At 73.2% G+C, this 21776-nt stretch carries 15 protein-coding genes; 5 read left to right on the forward strand and 10 right to left on the reverse strand.

From position 1 onward, the window contains the following. Positions 1-230 precede the first annotated feature (230 nt). Both J5X86_RS52760 and J5X86_RS00365 read left to right on the forward strand, forming a co-directional pair. Positions 231-3581: a serine/threonine-protein kinase gene (locus J5X86_RS52760; protein ID WP_243979162.1), complete on the forward strand. Its 3351-nt coding sequence runs from the start codon at positions 231-233 to the stop codon at positions 3579-3581. A 51-nt stretch (positions 3582-3632) separates the two neighbouring features. Continuing rightward, a complete protein-coding gene (locus J5X86_RS00365; protein WP_208514859.1) occupies positions 3633-5444 on the forward strand; it encodes a DUF4328 domain-containing protein in 1812 nt (603 codons plus the stop codon). A 79-nt stretch (positions 5445-5523) separates the two neighbouring features. Here the strand turns inward: J5X86_RS00365 and J5X86_RS00370 are convergent, their stop codons facing one another. Next, positions 5524-6807 (reverse strand): adenylosuccinate synthase, encoded by a 1284-nt coding sequence (locus J5X86_RS00370; protein WP_119990351.1) that lies wholly within the window; start codon positions 6805-6807, stop codon positions 5524-5526. A 214-nt stretch (positions 6808-7021) separates the two neighbouring features. On the opposite strand from J5X86_RS00370, the gene J5X86_RS00375 reads away from it, so the two are divergent. After that, on the forward strand, positions 7022-8044 hold the full coding sequence (locus J5X86_RS00375; protein WP_208515609.1) for a hypothetical protein: 1023 nt from the start codon (positions 7022-7024) through the stop codon (positions 8042-8044). 375 nt (positions 8045-8419) lie between these two features. Here J5X86_RS00375 and J5X86_RS00380 read toward each other — a convergent pair whose 3' ends face one another. After that, positions 8420-8947: a GbsR/MarR family transcriptional regulator gene (locus J5X86_RS00380; protein ID WP_208515610.1), complete on the reverse strand. Its 528-nt coding sequence runs from the start codon at positions 8945-8947 to the stop codon at positions 8420-8422. A gap of 101 nt (positions 8948-9048) precedes the next feature. On the opposite strand from J5X86_RS00380, the gene J5X86_RS00385 reads away from it, so the two are divergent. Together J5X86_RS00385 and J5X86_RS00390 are read left to right on the forward strand one after the other, a co-directional pair. Further along, positions 9049-9966, forward strand: coding sequence for an ABC transporter ATP-binding protein (locus tag J5X86_RS00385; RefSeq protein WP_208514860.1), 918 nt, complete (start codon positions 9049-9051; stop codon positions 9964-9966). Further along, positions 9963-11615, forward strand: coding sequence for an ABC transporter permease (locus J5X86_RS00390; RefSeq protein WP_208514861.1), 1653 nt, complete (start codon positions 9963-9965; stop codon positions 11613-11615). Before J5X86_RS00385 ends, J5X86_RS00390 begins: the two co-directional genes overlap by 4 nt. 118 nt (positions 11616-11733) lie before the next feature. Here J5X86_RS00390 and J5X86_RS00395 read toward each other — a convergent pair whose 3' ends face one another. The 8 genes from J5X86_RS00395 to J5X86_RS00430 all read right to left on the reverse strand — a co-directional run bounded on the left by J5X86_RS00395 (position 11734) and on the right by J5X86_RS00430 (position 21569). Next, entirely contained in the window at positions 11734-12960 is a 1227-nt protein-coding gene (locus J5X86_RS00395; protein WP_208514862.1) for a cytochrome P450, read from the reverse strand. 311 nt (positions 12961-13271) lie between these two features. Continuing rightward, entirely contained in the window at positions 13272-13970 is a 699-nt protein-coding gene (locus J5X86_RS00400; protein ID WP_208514863.1) for a response regulator transcription factor, read from the reverse strand. Continuing rightward, entirely contained in the window at positions 13967-15385 is a 1419-nt protein-coding gene (locus tag J5X86_RS00405) for a histidine kinase (RefSeq protein ID WP_208514864.1), read from the reverse strand. The genes J5X86_RS00400 and J5X86_RS00405 overlap by 4 nt, the downstream gene beginning before the upstream one ends. A 390-nt stretch (positions 15386-15775) precedes the next feature. After that, entirely contained in the window at positions 15776-16651 is an 876-nt protein-coding gene (locus J5X86_RS00410; RefSeq protein ID WP_208514865.1) for an alpha/beta hydrolase, read from the reverse strand. A 3-nt stretch (positions 16652-16654) separates the two neighbouring features. Then, positions 16655-17863, reverse strand: coding sequence for a kynureninase (gene kynU / locus J5X86_RS00415; protein WP_208515611.1), 1209 nt, complete (start codon positions 17861-17863; stop codon positions 16655-16657). Positions 17864-18167: 304 nt separating this feature from the next. Continuing rightward, a complete protein-coding gene (locus J5X86_RS00420) occupies positions 18168-19145 on the reverse strand; it encodes a tryptophan 2,3-dioxygenase family protein (protein ID WP_243979164.1) in 978 nt (325 codons plus the stop codon). A gap of 195 nt (positions 19146-19340) precedes the next feature. Continuing rightward, positions 19341-19754 (reverse strand): DUF3151 domain-containing protein, encoded by a 414-nt coding sequence (locus J5X86_RS00425; protein ID WP_014053800.1) that lies wholly within the window; start codon positions 19752-19754, stop codon positions 19341-19343. Between the two features lie 117 nt (positions 19755-19871). Next, positions 19872-21569 (reverse strand): MFS transporter, encoded by a 1698-nt coding sequence (locus tag J5X86_RS00430; RefSeq protein WP_208514866.1) that lies wholly within the window; start codon positions 21567-21569, stop codon positions 19872-19874. Positions 21570-21776 lie beyond the last annotated feature (207 nt).

Below are 21776 nucleotides of genomic sequence, written 5' to 3' on the forward strand. Positions count from 1 at the left end.
CTGTCAGGGTTTCGGGCCTGTCACCGACACCTTGCCGGGCGATGGCGCTCTTGTCGCCGCCGCCGGTGATCGGGGCGCGGCGTCCGGATTCCGCTCCCCGGCCCAGGAGTGACACAGGACGGATACGGAACCGATAACGGATCGTCCGCGTCGTCCACTTCGCTCTCAGCCGCCTTTATTCTCTCCAAGGGGCTGATCAGGGGGATTCACGGGGAAGGGGCGATCGACGCATGGAAGACCTGGGGGCCGAGGACCCTCGATGGATCGGTGAGTACCGGCTGCTCCGGCGCCTTGGCGCGGGTGGCATGGGCCGGGTGTTCCTGGCCCATTCTTCGCGCGGCCGTACGGTGGCGGTGAAGCTCGTCCAGACCGAGCTCGCCCAACAGGCCGAATTCCGGCGGCGGTTCAAACAGGAGGTACGGGCCGCACAGCGGGTCGGCGGTGCGTGGACCGCGCCGGTGCTGGACGCCGACACCGAGGCCGCCACCCCATGGGTCGCCACCGGCTATATCGCCGGTCCCTCCCTGCACGCGATCGTCTCCGAGTCGGGCCGGCTGCCCGAGCGGACCGTTCGCATCCTGGCCCACGGCCTCACGCAGGCCCTGCGCGACATCCACGACGCCGGTCTGGTCCACCGCGATCTCAAACCCTCCAACGTCCTGGTCACCATCGACGGTCCGCGCGTCATCGACTTCGGTATCGCGCGGGCGCTGGAGACCGTCACCGACGGCATCCTCACGCGCAGCGGCGCCGTCGTCGGGTCGCCCGGTTTCATGTCGCCCGAGCAGGTGCGCGGCGAGCGGGTCACTCCCGCCAGCGATGTCTTCTGCCTCGGCTCGGTGCTCGCCTACGCGGCGACCGGCCGTCAGCCGTTCGGCACGGCCAACAGCGGGGTGCACGCGGTCATGTACCGCATCGCACAGGAGGAAGCGGACCTGGAGGGGCTGCCGGAGGGGCTGCGCGAGCTGGTCACCGACTGCCTGAAGAAGGCCCCGGACGACCGGCCCTCGCTGGAGGCGCTGCTGGACCGTACGGCCGGTGCGGACGACGACGGCGAACCGTGGCTGCCGGGCGGGCTCGTCGCCCAGCTCGGACGGCATGCGGTGCAGCTCCTGGAGGTGGAGACGCCCGCGGGGCCGGGGGTCCCCGCCGTGCCGGGTATGCCTGCGCGGCCGGCCGTGCCGCCGATGGCCGGGGCGGCAGGACCCGCCGCGCCCATGGCCGGGGCGGCAGGGCCTGCCGCCCCGCCGCCGCCCTCCGCGCCGCCGTCGGCCACGTCGTACCCGCTGGCTCCGGCGGAGCCCTCCACGCCCCCGCCGCCCACCACACCGCCGCTCCCGTCGGCCGCGCCCCAGGCGGGCGCGGCGCTCCCCCCGGCTCCGTCCGCGCCTCCTTCGGCGGGCGCGGGACAGGGCGGCACGGCCCAGCCGGGCGGGCACGCCGCCGGACCGTACGCCGCCGGGCCGCAAGGGGGCGCGGGACAGGCCGCCGGACCCGGGACGCCCGGCGGGCACCCTGCCGCGCCGTACAGCGCCACACCGCAGGCGGACGGGGGCCAGGCCGCCGGGCCGCAGGCTGGCGGGCCGCAGGCCGCCGCGTCGTCGGCCGACGGCGCGCAGGCCGGTTCGGGCCACGCCGGGCCGGGCCACGGCGGGCCGGGGCAGGGCGCGCCGCAGCAGGCCGCCGCGGGCCAGGACACCCCGGGCCACCCCGCCGCCGCGCCCGCAGCGCCGGGCGGGGCAGCCGCCGGGCCGCAGGGCGCCACGCCTTCGGCGGGCGCTGAGCAGGCCGGCGCGGCAGGAGGATCCGCCGCGTCGCCCAGCACGCCCGGTGGCGCCGCGCCGAGCCACGACGCCCCGCACGCCGCCGCATCCGGAACACCTGCAACCGCCGGAACACCCGGCCGACCGTCCGCCGCGCCCCAGGCAGGCGCGGCGCAAGCAGGCGCAGGGCAGGCAGACCCAAGGCAGGCGGACGCGTCCCCGGCCGGTGGAAGCCAGGGCTCTGCCGCGACGCCGAGCGGGCCGCAGAAGGGCGCGCCCTCCTCCGCCGGACCACAGGCGGGCGAAGGCCAGGGCACACCCGGACACCCCACACCGCCGCACGCCGGAACGGGCGACGCGGCAGCCGCGTCGCCCAACTCACCCGGCGGCGCCGGGCCACAGAGCGCAGCGCCGTACGCGGCGCCGCAGGCAAGCGGCGCGCAGGGCACACCTGGGAGCGCCACACCGCCGCAGGGCGTGCCGCCCCACGCCACACCCGGAAGCCCCACACCACCACACGCCGCACCCGCCCACGGCGCCCCCGGAACCCCCATCCCACCTCACACCGGAGCGACCCCCGCCGCGCCCAACTCGCCCGGTTCCGCCGCCCCCTACGCCGCCCCGGCGTACGGCTACCCGCCGCACGCCACCCCGTCGCGGCCCGGCGCGGACGGCGAGCCGCAGACGCCGCCGCACGCCTTCGGGCCGCCCGCCGTCACCTCGTTCGGGCCCGCCCCGTCCCCAGGCCAGGCAGCCGCCGCCACGCCCTCCGTCGGCTTCGGCGGGCCGAGCGGACCAAACGCACCGGCAGCACCAGGTGGACCGGGCGGGCCCGGTGGCCCCGGTGGCCCCGGGTCCGGCTCGCCGCAGCCGCCACAGCCCAAGCGCCGCCGTAAGACGCTCATCGTCGTCTCGGCCGCCGTCGCCACGCTGCTCATAGCCGGGGTCGCCGCCCTCGCCGTGGTCAAGGGAAACGACGACAAGGGCGACAAGGCCAAGACCGACTACGACAAGATGACCCACACCCCGCCCGCCAGCCCGGATGGCGCCAACTCCAAGGCGCCCACCGGTGGTTCGGGCGCGCCCGATCCGTCCGCGACCAAGCTGGACACGACCGGCGATGTGCCCACCGAGTATCTGGGCGCCTGGGAGGGCGAGATCAAGGAGAGCGGCTCGTCCACCGGCAAGATCCGCCGGATCGTCCTCTCCCAGGGGCCGGTCGGCGCGTTCGTCGCCGAGACCCTGACCTCCGACTCGGACTCGTTCTGCCAGGACTCGGCCAAGCTCAAGTCGGCGGACAGCCTGCTCCTCATCGAGGACGACGAGGTCACCACCAGCATCCCCGAGGACAGTTGCAGCACGGTCGGCGAGCAGACCCTGCGGATAGGCAACGACGGCACCCTCGCCTGGAGCACCACCGACGGCTCCTACGAGGCGACGCTGCGCCCCTCCAAGAGCGGCGGCAAGCCGATCCCCTCCTCGTACGAGGGCACTTGGCTGGCGAAGGACGCGTTCGGGAAGCAGGACGCCACGCTGAAAATCACCATCAAGCAGGGTGCGATCGGCACCGCGGTGGCCCAGGAGGTCGCGGACAGTAACAAGTACCACTGCGAGGGTGACCGGGTCCTGGCCTCGGTGGAGAAGGGCCTCGTGCTCAGCCCCTCGAAGTTCACCGGGGGTACCCCTAAGAATCTCTGTGGGCCCGGCACGTCACTGACGTTCACCTCTTCCGGACATGACAAGCTGCGTGTCGAGTATGACGACCCGGACGATTACAGCGATGAGACGATGACACAGACGTTCACCCGCCTCGACTGATCGGCCGATCGGCGCAGGGACTATCGGCACAGGGACAGGAGCCACACCGCGATGGAGAACCTCGGGGCCCAGGACCCGCGGTGGATCGGCGAGTACCGGCTGCTCGGCAAGCTTGGCGAGGGCGGAATGGGCCGGGTCTATCTCGCCCGCTCCGCCCGCGGCCGCACCGTCGCAGTGAAGCTCGTACAGGCCGAACTCGCACGACAGCCCGACTTCCGCGGCCGCTTCAAGCGGGAGGTGGAGGCGGCCACACGGGTCGGCGGCCAGTGGACCGCCCCCGTGCTCGACGCCGATACCGACGCCGAGGTGCCCTGGGTGGCCACCGGCTACATCGGCGGTCCGTCCCTGCACAGCGTCGTCGCCGAGGACTTCGGAGCGCTGCCCGAGCGCTCGCTGCGGATCCTGGCGAACGGACTGGCCCTCGCGCTGCGCGACATCCACGGCGCCGGGCTGATCCACCGCGACCTCAAGCCGTCCAACATCCTCATCACCATCGACGGTCCGCGCGTCATCGACTTCGGCATCGCGCGCGCCCTGGACGCCGTGGGCTCCACCACGGGCGGCAATCTGACGATGACCGGCGCGGTCGTCGGCTCGCCCGGGTTCATGTCGCCCGAGCAGGTGCGCGGCGAGCCGGTCACGGCCGCGAGCGATGTCTTCTGCCTCGGCTCGGTGCTCGCCTTCGCCGCCACCGGACGTCAGCCCTTCGGCAACGTGGACAGCGGGATCCACGCCCTGATGTACCGAATAGCCCAGGAGGAGCCCGATCTGGTGGGGCTCCACGAGGGGGCGCGCGGGCTGGTCACCGCGTGCCTGAACAAGGACCCGGCCAAGCGGCCCTCGGTGGACGAACTGATCGCCGCCACCCACCCGGTGACCGACGACGGCGAGCCCTGGCTGCCGGGCGGACTGCTCGCCCGGCTCGGACGGGACGCGCTGCAGCTCCTGGAGGTGGAGGCCGAGAACGCTCAGCCGGGCGCCATGGCGACGCAGCAGGGCCCGTCGGCGTACGGCCACCCCCAGGCCGCCCCGCACACCCCGCCCGGCCCCTCCGCGTACGGCACGCCGTCGGCGTACGCGACACCTCACGCGCACGCGGCCGGGGGACCCGCGTACCAGGTGCCGCCGCCCACCCAGCCCTGGCAGGGCGGCTATCAGACGCCGGTGGGCTATCCCGCCCCGGGCACCAGGCTGAAGCCGATACGGGGTCTGGCCACCGCTTTGATGAGCATGTTCGGCGTCTGGCTGGTGCTGACGCTGCTCGATATGGCGCTGAACATCTCGCTGCTCGACACGTACTTCGCGCTCGACAACGGCACGGTCACCGACGACATGCTCTACAGCAAGAAGAGCGACGTCGAAGCGATGGACACCGGCACGGGTGTCGCCGCGCTCGTGCTCGTCGTGCTGTGGCTGGTCTGGTTCCGGACCGCCTACATCAACTCCACGGTGCTCAACCCCGGCCGGCAGCGGTTCGGCAGCGGCTATGCCGTGGGGGCCTGGTTCATCCCGGTCGCCCAGCTCTGGCTCCCCAAGCAGATCGCCAACGACATCTGGACCTCGAGCACTCCTCCGGGGCCCGGACGTCGCGGACGCGGTGTGCTGCACTGGTGGTGGACGTTCTTCGTGATCATGTTCCTCATGTTCCCGGTGAACGGGATCAGCGAGGTCGTCGGCGACAACATCCGGGAACAGCGGCCCAGGGTCGCCGTCAGCATCGCCGACGACGTCCTCGGCATCCTGACGGCGCTGCTGGCCATCGCGGTGGTGCGGCGGATCACCAAGATGCAGGAGCAGCGGGCCACGGCTCCCGTCGGTCAGGCGCAGCAGCCCGCCGGAGTGTTCGGCCCGCCCGCGGCGTAGTGACGCCGACGGCCCGCCCGCGGCGTGGTGACGCCGGCGCGCGGGCCGCTTCCCGTCCGAGGGTCAGAGGGTCAGAGGGTCAGAGGAACGAGTTGATCTGGATGGTCTCGTCGCGGCCCGGTCCGACACCGATCGCCGAGATCGGGGCGCCCGACATCTCCTCGAGCGCCTGGACGTACTTCTGCGCGTTCTTCGGCAGCTCGTCGAAGGTCTTGGCCTGGGTGATGTCCTCCGACCAGCCCGGCAGGGTCTCGTAGATCGGCTTGGCGTGGTGGAAGTCGGTCTGGCTGTACGGCAGCTCCTCGACCCGCTTGCCGTCGATCTCGTAGGCGACGCACACCGGGATCCGCTCCCAGCCGGTGAGCACGTCCAGCTTGGTGAGGAAGAAGTCGGTCAGGCCGTTGACCCGGGTCGCATAGCGCGCGATGACCGCGTCGAACCAGCCGCAGCGCCGGTCGCGCCCGGTGGTCACACCGCGCTCGCCGCCGATCGTGCGCAGCTTCTCGCCGTCCTCGTCGAGGAGCTCGGTGGGGAACGGGCCCGCGCCGACGCGGGTGGTGTACGCCTTCAGGATGCCGATCACGCGGTTGATCTTCGTCGGGCCCACTCCGGTGCCGGTGCAGGCGCCGCCCGCGGTCGGGTTGGAGGAGGTGACGAAGGGATACGTGCCGTGGTCGACGTCGAGCAGGGTGCCCTGGCCGCCCTCGAAGAGGACGACCTGACCCTGGTCGATGGCGTTGTTCAGGAGCAGGGTGGTGTCGGCGACATAGCCGCTGAGCGGGTCCGCGTAGCCCAGCAGCTCCTCGACGACCTGGTCGACCGCGATGGCACGGCGGTTGTAGAGCTTGGCCAGCACCTGGTTCTTGTTGTCCAGGGCCGCCTCGACCTTCTGCCGCAGGATCGACTCGTCGAAGAGGTCCTGGACCCGGATGCCCACACGGTTGATCTTGTCCGCGTAGGCCGGGCCGATGCCGCGGCCGGTGGTGCCGATCTTCCGCTTGCCGAGGAAGCGTTCCGACACCTTGTCGAGGGTCGTGTGATACGGCGTGATCAGATGGGCGTTACCGCTGATCAGCAGCTTGGATGTGTCGACGCCACGCTCATCCAGTCCGCTCAGCTCGGAGAGCAGGACCGCAGGGTCCACGACGACACCGTTGCCGATCACCGGGGTGCACCCGGGCGACAGGATTCCGGACGGGAGGAGGTGCAGCGCGTACTTCTGGTCGCCCACCACCACGGTGTGGCCGGCGTTGTTACCGCCCTGGTAGCGCACTACATAATCGACGGAGCCGCCGAGCAGATCGGTGGCCTTCCCCTTGCCCTCGTCACCCCACTGAGCACCGAGCAGCACAAGTGCGGGCACAGGCGTACACCCCTTCCGGGCGGGGCATGTCCAACGTGCATGGTGACGTGCGCCACCACAAGAGCCGTCGAACCGGTGCCCCGGATAGACGAAGCCCCTGGCGCAACAGCGACAGGGGCTCTTGCACCGAGAGATTACCTGAGGAAGGACCGAGGTGTCGGCTCCAGATCCCCGGCCCCCTGCGCCGGACACCGTCCGGGGGCGCCCGCTGCTCATGGTCATCGACCCCAACGCCCGGCGAACGGACGGGGAGTCGGTGCGGATCGCGAAAGATGTGCTCTGTGCGGGCGCGCAAACGAAAATCTGCCTGCCGGACGGCCCGGAGGAAGTCGAGCGGGCACTGGCCCGCCGGGGCGCCCGCCGGCCGGTACTGGTGGGCGACGACCGCGCCCTGCTGCGGATGGTGGAGCTGCTCCACCGGCGGCGGGAGCTGGCGGACGCGACGCTGTCGGTGGTCCCGGTCGGCGGCTCCGCGACGGTCGCCCTGGCCCATTCGCTCGGAGTGCCGACGGACGCGGTCGCCGCGGCCCGTACGGTCCTCGACGGGACCGCGCGCCCGCGTGATCTGCTGGTGGACGAGAGCGGCGGGGTGGTCCTCGGGGGCCTGCGGATCCCCTCCGGACGCGCTCCTTACGGTGCCCACGGGACGCCGGGCGGCGGATGCGGCGCGGCGGCCGGGCCGGACGGGCACGAACCAGGCCCGTACGACGGCGGGGCGAGGGGCCGGGACTGCCGCTGCGATCCCTGCGACCGCGACCGCCGCCGCCGGGCCGAGGAGGACGGGGACGGGGACGACGGAGTCAGCGGGGGCCCGCCCGACGGCGATCCGGACGGCGATGGCAACCGGCCGTGGTGGACCCCGGCGGCCCGCACCGCCCGTACCGCGCTGACGCTGCTCTCGCTCCCCGTGATCGGGCTGGCCGGCGGCGCCCGGCGGCCGGCGCATCCGCCGCCGCAGCGGCTGCGGATCGAGGCGGACGGGGTGCTGCTGACCGATCTCGACCGGCCGGTGGAGCGGGTCTCGGTGTCGACGGCCACACCGGGCGGCGGGCTGGCCGAGGTCGTCGTCCATCCACACGCGGCGGACGGCCCACTGCGCACCCGGGCGCGGGCCGTCACCGTCTCCGGCCCGGACTTCCGCTATCACGCGGACGCGCTGATCCGGGGCCCGGTGCGCAGCCGCACCTGGACGGTCCTGGCGGAGGCGTGGTCTCTGATGCTGCCCCACCGCCCTTGAGCGACGCTAGCGCGGCCACAGGGCGGCACACTCACCGCGGCCGGCCCAGACGCTCACCGGCACCAGGCCGGGCCTTGTGCCACCGGGCCGGAGCCTTGTCCCGCCGGGTCGAGACGCAGCCGCCCCCGGACGGGCAGCACGGCCTTGGCGCCCGGGATACCGCCGCCGAGGCCGGACACTCAGCCCCCGCCCGGGACACGACCGCCACTCGGTCGGACGCGCACACGGCACCGGCCCGGGGCGGACAGCCAGGGCGGCCGGGGCGACGCACGAGCGCCGAGCGCGGCGGCACCAGGGCACAGACGCCGAGCGTGCGGCGGCACCGGCACAGAGGCGCCGAGCACGCGGGGCACCGGGGCGCCGCTCGCGCCGTCGCTACCCCGCCTCCGCCTCGCGCGCCTCCGCGGCGCGGTCCGCGGCCTGGTGGACGCGCCAGCGCTCCAGCATCTTGGGCAGCTCCTGCTGGACGAACTCGAAGAAGTCGGCGGTCTCGGTGATCCGCAGCCCCGCCGGGGTGCCCGGGCCGAGCACCTTCACACCGTCCCGCATGGTGCTCTCCCAGCGGGCCATCATCTGGTCGCGGCGGGTCAGGGTCTCGTACCAGACCTCGCTGTAGAGCCGGTAGCGATCGCGGCGGGAGCCCGGCTCGCGCTCGCGCACCACCATGTCCACCTGCGCCAGATAGCGGATCGCGCCCGAGACCGCGGCCGGGCTGATCCGCAGCTGCTCGGCGAGCTCGGCGGAGGTGAGGGCCCCGGCGTCGGAGACGAGAAGCGCCGCGAAGACCCGCGCCGCCATGCGCTGCATACCGCCCTCGGCCAGATCGGCCGCGAACCGCTCGACGAACCTGGACACCGCCGTTTCGTCCCGCGCGTCACCGGGCGCGTCCTCCGGTTCGATCATCTCCCTCACCGCTTCATCATCTCCTCTCTTCGTCACATCATCATAAGTTTATATGGTTCCTTAACTTCACAATTTTGTGAAACTAGCGTAGCTTCGGAATCATGAAAACGGCAATCTCCGTGTCCGGCCTCCACAAGTCCTTCGGCCGGACCCACGCGTTGGACGGCCTCGACCTCGAAGTCGAGGCAGGTGAGGTCCATGGCTTCCTCGGACCCAACGGCGCCGGGAAGTCCACCACCATCCGGGTCCTCCTCGGTCTGCTCCGCGCCGACTCCGGTGCGGTGCAGATGCTCGGCAAGGACCCCTGGCACGACGCGGTCGACCTCCACCGCCACATCGCCTACGTCCCCGGGGACGTCACCCTGTGGCGCAACCTGAGCGGCGGAGAGGTCATCGACCTGTACGGGCGGCTGCGCGGCGGGCTGGACTCCGCACGCCGCGCCGAGCTCCTGGAGCGCTTCGAGCTCGACCCCACCAAGAAGGGCCGTACGTACTCCAAGGGCAATCGGCAGAAGGTCGCCCTGGTCGCCGCGTTCGCATCCGAAGTGGAGCTGCTGATCCTCGACGAGCCCACCTCCGGGCTCGACCCGCTCATGGAGGAGGTCTTCCGCGAGTGCGTCGCCGAGGAGCGCGACCGCGGTCGTACGGTCCTGCTCTCCAGCCACATCCTCAGCGAGGTCGAGGCGCTCTGCCGGAGAGTGAGCATCATCCGCAAGGGCAAGCGGGTGGAGTCCGGCTCGCTCACCGAGCTGCGCCATCTGACCCGTACGTTGGTCACCGCCGAGCTCGCCGAAGAGCCGAACGGCCTGTCCGGCCTCCCCGGTGTGCACAACGTGGACATTCAGGGCCGCCAGGTCAAGCTCCAGGTCGACACCGACAAGATGGACGCCGTGCTGCGCCAGCTCACCCAGGCCGGGGTGCGCAGCCTCATCTCCACCCCGCCCACCCTGGAAGAGCTCTTCCTCCGCCACTACCAGGACGACATCTCGCACACGGAAGCCGAGGCGATCGTCCGATGACCGCCGTAGCCGACGCCCGGGTCTCCCCCCGCACCCGCGGATCGGCCCGCGATCTGGCCGGCACGGGCACGCTGTTGCGGCTCGCCCTGCGGCGCGACCGGATCATGATGCCGGTGTGGGTCCTGTGCCTGGGGCTCACGGCCAGCAGCACCGTCGGCCGCCTGAAGAGCGCGTACGACACCCCCGCCCGGCGCGCCGACCTCGTCCACGACATGAACGGGAACGGCTCGACCCGGGCCCTGTTCGGCGCCGCCTTCGACGATTCGCTCGGCGCGCTCACCGTCTGGCGCGTGGGTGCCTTCCTTACGGTGTTCGCCGCGATCATGAGCCTGCTGATCGTGATCCGGCACACCCGTGAGGAGGAGGAGACCGGCCGCCAGGAGGCGCTCTCCGCCGGCATGGTCGGCCGCCGCGCCGGTCTCACCTCGGCCCTGCTCGCCGTGGGCATCGCCAACGGCGCGGTGACCCTGCTCATCGCGGGCAGCCTCGCGGGCCAGGGCGGCACCGGCGCGCTCGCCCTCGGCCTCGCCGTCGGCCTGTCCGGTATGGCCTTCGGCGGGCTGGCCGCAGTCGCCGCCCAGCTCACGGAGAACGCACGGCTGGCCCGGGGGCTGAGCTCCGCCGCGGTCGGCGTCGCCTTCGTGCTGCGCATGGCGGGTGACGCCGCCGAGGACGGCACCAAGGGCTCCGGCCATGTCCTGGTCTGGCTCTCGCCGCTGGGCTGGGCCGAGTACGCCCGGCCGTACGGGGGCGAGCGCTGGTGGCCGCTGCTGCTGATCGCCGTGCTCGCCGCGGCCTCGATCAGCCTCGCGTACTCCCTCGCGGGCCGTCGCGACGTGGGCGCCAGCTTCTACGCCAGCCGTCCCGGCCCTCCGGCCGCGGGCCCGCTGCTGAACGGCGTCTACGGCCTGGGCTGGCGGCTGCAGCGCGGTGCCCTGCTCGGCTGGGCCGCGGGCTTCGTCTTCGCGGGCGCCATCTTCGGATCCATCTCCGACGGTGCCGACGACTTCCTCGGCGACAGCGACCAGACCCGCGACATCATCCAGCGGATGGGCGGCGCCCAGGGGCTCAACGACGCGTTCCTGGCCGCCATGGTCGGCGTCCTCGGCACCATCCTCGCCGTCTACACCGCCAGCTCCGTGCTGCGGCTGCGCAGCGAGGAGACCGACCAGCGTGCCGAGCCCCTGCTGTCCAACGCCGTGGGCCGGCTGCGCTGGGCCGGGAGCCATCTGGTCATCGCCTACCTCGGCCCGGTCGTCATCCTCGCCATCGGCGGTCTGGCGCTCGGCCTGGGGTACGGCGTCGCGGCGGGCGATCTGGCCGACCAGCTCGGCCGCTGCATGGGCGCCGCCCTCGCCCAGCTCCCGGCGCTGTGGGTGCTCACCAGCGTGACGCTCTTCCTCGTGGGCGTATTGCCGAAGTACTCGGCCGCGGCCTGGGCCTTCGTCGGCTGGGTGGTCGCCCTGGGCTGGATGGGCCCGGCGCTGGAGCTGTCCGATTCCGTCATGAACACCTCACCTTTCAGCCATCTGCCGAAGCTGCCGGGCGATGAGGTGACGGCCGCACCGTTCCTGTGGCTGCTGCTTCTCTCGGTCGTTCTCGCCGCCGGAGGACTGGTGGGTTTGCGCCGCCGTGACATCGGCGGCTGACCCCCGTCGGCCCACCACACCCCGGCAACCGCCCCCCGTTGTCCACAGGCTGTGGACAACGGGGGGTCCTTTCGTCTGCGCTGTCTGCTGTGTCTGCTGTCTGGCCGCCGTCGTCCGCTCAGAGCTCGACCAGCAGCTCCCGCAGCCCGCGGATCACGAAGTTCGCCTGCGGCTCCGGCTCCTTGACCAGCCGCATGCCGGGCGCCTTACGGAGCAGCGCGCCGAAGGAGGCGGCGAGCTCAAGACGGGCCAGCGGGGCGCCGAGGCAGTAGTGGATCCCGGCGCCAAAGCTGACATGGGGGTTGTCGGCGCGGGAGAGATCGAGGGTGTCGGGGCGGTCGAAGCGAGCTGGATCGCGGTTGGCCGAGCCGAAGAGCAAGGCAACCTCGCTGCCGCGCGGGATGACCGTGCCGTCGACCTCGATGTCCTCCAGCACCCAGCGCTCGAAGAGCTGCAGCGGGGTGTCGAAGCGCAGGAGTTCGTCCACGGCGGTGGGCAGCAGCGCGTCCGGATCGGCGCGGAGCAGGGCGAGCTGCTCGGGGTGGCGGAAGAGCGCCCACCAGCCGTTGCCCGTGGAGTTGACCGTGGCCTCATGACCCGCGTTGAGCAGCAGCACACAGGTGGAGATCATCTCCTGCTCGGTGAGCCGGTCGCCCTCGTCGTGCGCGGCGATGAGCCCGCTGATCAGATCGTCCCCCGGGGCCTTGCGGCGCGCGCCGATCAACTCGCGCAGATAGCCGGAGAATTCAAGGGACGCGCGCACCGCCCGGCGCGCCGTCTCCTCGCTCGGCCCCAGCTCGTACATCCCGCAGATATCCGCCGACCAGGGCCGCAGGGCGGGGCGGTCGGCCGGTGGAATGCCGAGCATCTCGGCGATGACGGCGACCGGCAGCGGTTCGGCGACCGCCGCGATGAGATCGCCGCCGCCCGAGGCGACGAGGGAGTCGACGAGTTCGTCCGCGAACCGCCGGATCGTCGGCACCAGTGCCTCGACGGTCCGCGGGGTGAACGCCTTGGAGACGAGCCGCCGCAGCCGGGTGTGGTCCGGCGGTTCGAGATCGAGCATGCCGTGGTCGTTGAGGGTGTGGAACGGCTCGTGCTCGGGCGGCGGCGCGGTGCGGCCGAACTCCTCATGGCTGAAGCGGTGCAGATAGGTGCGGCCGAGCCGGCGGTCCCGCAGCAGGGCGCTGACATCAGCGTGCCGCGGGATCAGCCACTGGCGGGAGGGCTCGAACCAGTGCACGCGGCCGCGCTCGCGCAGGGCGGCGTACGCCGGATACGGGTCCGCGACGAACGACGGCTGCCACGGATCGAAGGCGGGGGCTTCCGCACGGCTGCTGCTCATCCCCGGACGGTACCGCCGGGGCCCCGCGGCCTCCAGGGCCTGCTCAGCCTCCGGCGGCCTGCTCAACCTCCGGGGCCTGCTTAGCGTCTGGCGGCATGCTCAACCTCGGGGGCCTGCTCAGCCTCCGGCGGCCTGCTCAACCTCCGGGGCCTGCTTAGCGTCTGGCGGCATGGTCAGCCTCGGGGGCCTGCTCAACCCTCGGGGCCTCCTCAGCCTCCGGGGCCCGCGCAGCCTCCGGGCCCGCGCCTGTGGGGCCCGCTCAACCTTCGGGGCCTCCCAGCCTCCGGGCCCGCTCAGCCTCCGGGGCCCCCTCAGCCTCCAGGGGTGACCAGGCGGGCCTCGTACGCGAACACCGCCGCCTGGGTGCGGTCGCGCAGCCCCAGTTTCACCAGGATCCGGCTGACATGCGTCTTCACCGTCGACTCGGCGACGATCAGCCGCTCGGCGATCTCGGCGTTGGAGCAGCCCTGGGCGACCAGCACCAGGACCTCGTTCTCCCGCTCGGTCAGCTCGGCCAGCCGCCCCTGCGGGGAGGGAAGCGGGCCGCCACCGAGCCCGGCGGCCTCCCCGATCCGCGAGAAGGTGGTGATCAGACGCTTGGTGACGGTCGGGGCGAGCAGCGCCTCGCCCGCCGCGACGACGCGTACCGCCTCGCCGAGCTGACGGGCGGAGGCGTCCTTGAGCAGGAAGCCGCTCGCTCCGGAGCGCAACGCCTGGTAGACGTATTCGTCCAGATCGAAGGTGGTCAGGACGAGCACCTTGGCGTCCGCGTCCGCCGCGACGATCTCCCTAGTGGCCTCGAGGCCGTTGAGCTCCGGCATCCGGATGTCCATCAGAACGACGTCGGGGCGCAGAGCGGCGACCTGCGCGATGGCCTGGCGCCCGTCGACCGCCTCGCCGACAACCTCGATATCGGGCTGGGCGTTCAGCAGCACGGAGAAGCCCTCGCGGACCATCACCTGGTCGTCGGCGATCAGCACGCGGATGGGAGGGGTGGCATCGGTCGTCATGGCTTCATCGTCTCCCCCTCCGGGGCGGGCCCCTTCGTCAGCCCCGACGCCGCCGGTCCGGACGCCTCTGATCCGGAGGGCCCGGACGGCCCTGACGCCCCTGACGCCTCCGCTTCGGGAAGCGCCGCGGCCGGAATGAAGACCGCGACCTCGTAGCCGCCGTCCCCCTCCACCGCTCCCGCCGTCATCTCCCCGTTCAGCATCGCCACGCGCTCCCGCATCCCGAGCAGCCCATGGCCCATGCCCGGCGAGGGGCGTACGGGCTGGGTGGGTGGGCCGTTGACGATCCGCAGGCCCAGACCGCCGAGGACGTACGCGATCTCGACGCGGGCGGTGGAGCCGGGGGCGTGGCGCAGCGCGTTGGACAGCGCCTCCTGGACGATCCGGTAAGCGGACAGTTCCACACCGGAGGGCAGCGGGCGCACGGCACCGGTGATGACGTGCTCGACGGTCAGCCCCGCCGCCCGGACCCCCGCGAAGAGCGTGTCGAGCGTGGCGAGGGTCGGCTGGGGCGCCTCGGGGTCGGCGTCGGCGTAGGCATCGGGGTCGTCGGCGCGGACGACGCCGAGGAGGCGGCGGAGTTCGGTGAGTGCGGCGACCGCGTTCTCGCGGATGGTCGCGAAGCTGGTGGCCAGCTCCTCGGGCGGGTTCGCCACCCGGTAGGGCGCGGCCTCCGCCTGGATGGCGATCACGGACATGTGGTGCGCGACGACATCGTGCAACTCGCGGGCGATGGTGGCGCGCTCCTCCAGCAGGGTGCGGCGGGAGCGCTCCTCGTAGGTGGCCGACTGCTGCACTGCCACCTGCTGCTTGGTCTCGCGCAGACTGCGCCGGGCGACGACGGCGCCCACGATGACGCAGGAGGCGACCACCATGGGAAAGGCGTTCGTGGGCCGCGCGTTGATACCGAGTTCACAGGCGAACCCGAACCCGGCCGTGAGCAGCAGCATCCGCCCGGCCACCCGCGGGCGGTTCTGGGTCGCGACGATCACCATCACCGCGATGTAGGACGCGAAGAGGGTCGTCGGCCAGGGCCACATGCTCCCCCCGTACCTGTCGGCGATGCCCAGGCCCCAGACGACGCTCGCCGCGAACGACAGCCACCAGGCGCCGATCGGCCGGTAAAGCGCCAGCAACAGCGGCACAGCGCTGAGCAGGGCCAGCCCTACGCCCTCGGTCTCGCCCGCCACGGCCATGAGATAGAAGGCGAAGGCCACGATCGCGGCCTGCGGCAACCACGGCGCGTACGGCCGCACCGCCCGGGGCATCCGGCGCACCAGCCGATGCGTGGCGCCGAGCGGCGGCAGCGGGCGGAGGGCGAAAGCGCCGGTGATCAAGTCCTTCCGCAGATCGGAGAACGCCCGGCGGATGGTGCGGAGTTCGGTCCGCGGAGTCGTCTGGGTCACGCCGTCCACGGTAGAGAGCGCCTGCGGCGCCGTCGTCCCCGGGAATGTGGATTGTGCGGCATCCGCCTCAAGTACTACGCGGCGGGGCGCGCGCTGCGGTGGGGCCTGGCCGGATGCGCTGCGGCGCTGGGCGCCGAGTGCGCCGCGGGTCGCGTGGCCGGGAGCGCCCGGATGCCGTGTGGCCGGGAGCGCCCCGGTTACCCGGCCAGGTGCGCCCCGACACCACGTGGCCGCGTACGCCCCCGCCGCCACGCGGCCAGACGCGCCCCCGGAACAACACAGCCAATTGCCGCCCGGTAATGCACGGCCGGGCGCGGGCCGCTGGCACGCGCCAGGTGCGCTGCGGTGCTGCGCGGTCGGGGGCGCTGCGGTCGGGCGTGGTTGGGGTGCCTCCGGTGGCTAACTTGCCGGGCCTGTCCCGGCCACGTGGGCGATCTCCTCCGCGACGGTGTGGGCGACGGGCGTGGTGGGGTCGATGGGTGGGAAGTGCCCGCCCTCCGTCCTGACCAGCCGGACGTCCTGCCCGGCGCGAGTCGCGGCCGTCGCGAAGGCGTCCGCGACCGCCGGTGGCACGTCGATGTCGGTGCCGCCCTGCACGATGGTGGTGGGGATCGCGGTGGGCAGCAGCGCGGCGGGGTCGGCGAGGGCGAGCCGGGCCGTCAGTTCATCGCCGTCGCCGCGAACTGCACCGAGGAGTTCGCCGACGGCGCCGGAGCACACGTCCAGCGCACGGGCCGTGGCGAGGTCCGCGATGGGGGCGAGGGCGACGACACCGCGGAGCGGGGAGGGGGAGGGCAGATGCCAGGGAGTGCCGGACGGCAGCCGATGCCGGGCCGCCGCCCACAGCACGGCGTGCCCGCCCGCGGAGTGCCCGGTGAGCACCACGCGGTCCGGGTCGACCCCGGGGAGCCCGAGCTCACGGGCGAGGCTCGGCACGGTGTCCACGGCGGCCGCGATGTCGTCGAACGTCTCCGGCCACCGCCCCGCCCGTGCGGGGTCCGCCCCGCCCCGGCGGTATTCGACCGACGCCACCGCGAGCCCCCGCCCCGCCAGGAAGGCGGCGAAGGGCGACACATGGCGGCGGTCGTAGGGGGCGCGCCAGGCCCCGCCGTGGAAGAGGAGGACCAGCGGGGCGGGGCGGGCGGCCCCGCGCGGCCCGCGCGGAAGGTACAAGTCCGCCACCTGGTCCGGGTGTTCGCCGTACGCGGCGGTCCGGTCCGGAGCCACGGGTGTGAGCCCGAGGACCGACGTCTCCTCGGCCGCTGCCCTGCCCATCGGTCAGCCCTCCTTCAGCAGCACGTCGGCCAGCACCCGCGCCGCCCGCTCCACCTCGGCGAAGCCCGTATACAGCGGGGTGAAGCCGAAGCGCAGCACATCGGGGCGGCGGTAGTCGCCCACGACACCGCGCCGCGTCAGCTCCGCCATCACCTCCCCCGCGTCCGCGCACCGCAGCGCCACCTGGCTGCCGCGCTCGGCGTGTGCGGCGGGGGTGACGGACTGGACGCGGCCGGCCGGGACATAGTCCTCGACACAGCGGAGGAAGAAGTCCGTCAGGGCCAGGCTCTTGGCCCGGACGTCCTCGATCGTCACGTCGTCCCACACCTCGAGGGCGGCCTCCAGCGCCAGCATCGAGAGGATGTCCGGGGTGCCGACGCGACCGCGCGCCGAGCCATCGGCCGGGGTGTAGGCGGAGGCCATGCCGAAGGGGTCGGCATGCGAGTTCCAGCCGGGCAGCGGCGAGTCGAAGCGGGGCTGATGCGCACGGGCGACGTACAGATACGCGGGCGCGCCGGGCCCGCCGTTGAGGTATTTGTACGTGCAGCCGACCGCGAGGTCGACCCCATGGGCGTCCAGCCCGACCGGCAGGGCGCCCGCGCTGTGGCACAGGTCCCATACGACGAGCCCGCCCGCCGCGTGCACAGCGGCCGTGGTCCCGGGCAGGTCGTGGAGGCGGCCGGTGCGGTAGTCCACGTGGTTGACGAGCGCGACGGCGGTGCGCGCGCCCACGGCGCTGGGCACGTCGCCCGCGGCCACCGGCCGCAGGGTGCAGCCGGTCATCCGGGCGGCGGACTCGGCGATATAGCCGTCGGTGGGGAAGGTGGTCTCGTCGACCAGGATCTGATCGCGGTGGGCGCCGCGCTCCTGAGCGATCCGTACGGCCGCGACGACCGCCTTGAAGACGTTCACGCTCGTCGAGTCGCCCACGACCACCTGGTCGGGGGCGGCGCCGACGAGCCGGCCGACGCGGTCACCGATCCGCTCCGGCGCGGTCCACCAGCCGCTCTCCTCCCAGGAACGGATGCGCAGCTCGCCCCATTCGCGGGCGACCACATCGGCCAGGCGGGGCGGGACGGCACGCGGCAGCGCGCCCAGCGAGTTGCCGTCGAGGTAGATCACATCGTCGAGGGTGAAGGCGTCGCGCTTGGCGCGCAGTCGGTCGGCCGCGTCGAGCGTGGTGGCCTCGTCGCTCAGCACGGTGCGGGGCAGACGGGGCTCGGCGGGACCGAGCTCGGCCGCACCGGGCGCGGCCGGACCGGCCTTAGCTGCACCGGGCCCGGCCACACCGGGCTGGACACCGGTCGACTCGGCCCCAGTCGGCTCAGTACCAGCCGCCCCGGTCTCGGCACCAGCCGCCCCGGTCTCGGCACCAGTCAACTCCGTACCGGACGACTCGGCCGCAGTCGGCTCAGGCCCGGTCGGCTCGGCCCCGGTGCCGGTCGGTTCAGCCCTCGTCGCCCCGGACTCGGCACTCCTCGGCGCGGCGCCCGCCGACTCCGTCGGGATCGTCGCGTCAGACATGGCTGCGCGCCGTCCACAGCTCGGGGAAGACCGTCTTGCCCGCGCGCTTCTCCAGCCAGGCGACCCCGGCCGAGCCGCCGGTCCCCGTCTTGGCGCCCATCGCCCGCCGGGTCGCCACCAAGTGGTCGTTGCGCCAGCGCCACACCAGCTCGGCGACCTCGGTGAGCGCCTCGCCGAGCCGGACCAGCTCACCCTCGCGCGGACCGGAGTAGATCTCCTCCCAGACCCGCTCCACCCCCGGATCGGGTTCATAGCGCAGGGCGGGATCGCGGTCCAGTACGGCGGCCGGGACGGCGAGGCCGCGGCGGGCGAGGTAGCGCAGCACCTCGTCGTAGAGGCTGGGCTCGGTCAGCGCCTTCTCCAGCTCGGCGTGGACCCGCGGCGCGCCCCGGTGCGGGACGAGCATGGACGCGGACTTCTCGCCGAGCAGGAACTCCAGCCGCCGGTACATCGCCGACTGGAAGCCCGAGCCCTCGCCGAGCGCGGAGCGGTACGCGTTGAACTGGCCGGGGGTGAGATGGGCCAGCGGCGTCCAGGAGGCGTTGAGCGACTCCAGCTCGTAGGCCGAGCGCTGGAGCGCGGCCATCGCCGTGGGCAGATCGTCCTCGCGCAGCGCCTGCGCGGCGGTGTGCCACTCATGGACGATGACGGTGAACCACAGCTCCATGACCTGGGTGGTCACCAGGAACACCATCTCGCCGGGGTCGTCGGAGAGGGGGCGCTGGAGGTGGGTGAGCACGGACGCCTGGACGTAGTCCTCGTACGGGGTGGTGCCGTCGAAGTCCAGATGGGGGGCCTCGAACTCGGCCCCGCCCGGAGCGGTCCGGCTGGGGGCGGTCCGGCTGGGGGCGGCGCTGCTCGGCGTGGCCTCGCCCGGTGCGGTCCCGCCTGGGGCGGTCCGGCCTTGAGGGGTCCCGCCTGAGGTGGCCTGGGCCGGGGCGGCGTGGTCAGGGACAGGCTGCTGCGACATCGCATCTCCTGAGTACTGCTCGCTACCGGGTAGCGGTCCGCCCCATCCTTTCGGTCTCGGAGCCCCGGTCCCCTCAGGGCCCACATCCGAAGGGGCCCCGCACCGCATCATCCGCGCCGCACGGACGATCGGCAAGTACGGAAGGGGCCCGTGGGGCGTACGACACCCCACAGGCCCGGTACGCCTCGTTACGTCTCAGGAGAGCGTGTCCGCCGCGGTCGGGGAGCTCTCGCGCAGGAAGGTCGAGCAGCGCTCGTACTCCTCCTGCTCACCGATGGACTGCGCGGCGCGCGCGAGCGCGTGCAGGGCGCGCAGGAAGCCACGGTTGGGCTCATGCTCGAACGGCACGGGACCGTGGCCCTTCCAGCCGCTGCGGCGCAGGGAGTCGAGTCCACGGTGGTAGCCGGTGCGGGCGTACGCGTAGGACTCGACCACCCGGCCGGCCTCGAACGCCTCGTCGGCGAGCTGGGCCCAGGCGAGCGAGGAGGCCGGGTACTTCGCGGCGACCTCGGACGGGGCCGCGCCGGAGGCGAGCAGCTCCCGTGGCTCCGGGTCGTCGGGCAGATGGGTCGGGGGCGGTCCCCCGAGCAGGTTCTCGTGAATGGCCATGGGTTCCAGTCTGCCTGGTCCGAGGCCCCACCCGACACGCTCAAGCCACATGGTCCGCAGATCGAGGGGCACGTCCAGGGGCGCGTCCGGCGCGAAGAGGGGTGAAGAGGGCGCGGGTCAGGTACCGGAGCGTCTCTCACCCGGATCCAGGGGCGGCGCGGACACACCGCAGTGGTAGGCGCACTCGGGGCGGCACGGCGGCCCCGTCGGCCGCGCGGCGCCCTCGGCACGCCCCGCCGACGCCGGTACGGCACCCTCGACACGTTCCCCCGCCACAGCACCCTCCGCACGCTCCGCCGCCACGGCACCCTCGCCTCGCTCCGCACCCGCCGCGGCCTCGGCCCCCTCCGGCTCCGCCCCCGCCACCGCCTCCTCCCCCGCCTGCTCCAGGGCGTCCGAGCGCACCGTGCGCCAGGCGAGGACCGCCCCCAGCACCAGCACCCCGGCACAGATCGGCATCGCCCGCCGGAAGGTGTCCCCGAACGCGTCCGCCGACCGGTACGCCTCCGGGCCCATCCCCGCGAGCAGCGGCAGCGCCGCCACCGCGATCAGGCCCGCCGCGCGGGCCGCCGCGTTGTTGACGCCGCTGGCCAGACCCGCGCGGGCGACGTCCACCGAGGCCAGGACGGTCGCGGTGAGCGGGGCGACCACCACCACCATGCCCATGCCCAGCACCAGCAGCGCGGGCAGGATGTCCCGCCAGTAGACCGCCCCCACCCCCGCCCGGGTCATCAGCAGCATTCCCGCCGCACACAGCAGCGGGCCCACGGTCAGCGGGATCCGCGGGCCGATGCGCTTGCCCAGCTCTCCCGAACGGGCCGACAACAGCAGCATCAGCGTGGTCGTGGGCAGCAGCGCGGTACCGGCGGCGAGCGCGGAGTAGCCCACGACCACCTGAAGGTCGAGCACCGAGAGGAAGAAGAAGCCGCCGAAGGCCGCGTAGACGCACAGGGTCACCGCGTTGACGGCACTGAACTGGTGGGAGGAGAAGATGGAGAGCGGCAGCATCGGCTCGCGCCGCCTGCGCTCCACGGCGACGAAGACCATCCCCAGCGCCAGCCCGGCGACGGCCGGAACCACCACGGCAGGCGAGGCGCCCTTCTGCGGCGCGGCGATCAGCGCGTAGGTGATCAGGCCGAGGGTCGCCGCCCCCAACAGGGCGCCGAGGACGTCGAACCGGCCGTGCGCCCGCGGATTGCTGGTCTCCGGTACATGGCGCAAAGCGACCGGCACACACACCGCGGCCAGCGGCACATTGATGAAGAACACCCAGCGCCAGCCGGGCCCGTCCACCAGCCAGCCGCCGAGGAACGGCCCGATCGCCGCCCCGACCCCGCCGAAGCCGGACCACAGCCCGATCGCCCGCGCCCGGTCATCGTGGTGGATCACCGACTGGATCAGCGCGAGCGACCCGGGGGTGAGCAGCGCCCCACCGATGCCCTGCAGCGCCCGCGCGGCGATGAGCACTCCGGCGTTCGGCGCCAGCCCGCACGCCAGCGAGGCCAGCGCGAACCACACCACCCCGGTGACGAACACCCGCCGCCGCCCGAACCGGTCCCCGAGCGCCCCGCCGAGCAGGATCAGCCCGGCGAGGGTGAGCATGTAGGCGTTGACGGTCCACTGCAGTACGGGGAGATCGGCACCCAGGTCGAGTCCGATGCGCGGCAGGGCGACATTGACGACGGTGCTGTCGAGCAGGGCCATGGCGGAGCCCAGCACGGTGGTGAACACCAGCCACCGCCCGGCCGGCACGGAAAGCCTGACCGGCTGACCGTTACCCGGAGCGCGGCCCGCTCCGGGCGTGGCGCCGCCCATACCTGGATCATCCTCGTGTTGCCCGTGTGAGGCCAGCCCACGGGTGCGGCGCCTGCCGTTCCCCTTGAGGCTCGCCGCCGGGTGCGGCCCGGTGGCCGGTTGTGCCCACCCGTTCCTCCCCCAGTTACCGCTGGGAGGTGCCCCCTCCGCGGAACGATTGCCCACCACCGGCATCCGCGACGCAAACGGGCCCGGCGGCTCGCCACG

The sequence above is a fragment of the Streptomyces sp. NEAU-YJ-81 genome, from assembly GCF_017592595.1.
Lineage (GTDB): Bacteria > Actinomycetota > Actinomycetes > Streptomycetales > Streptomycetaceae > Streptomyces > Streptomyces hygroscopicus_B.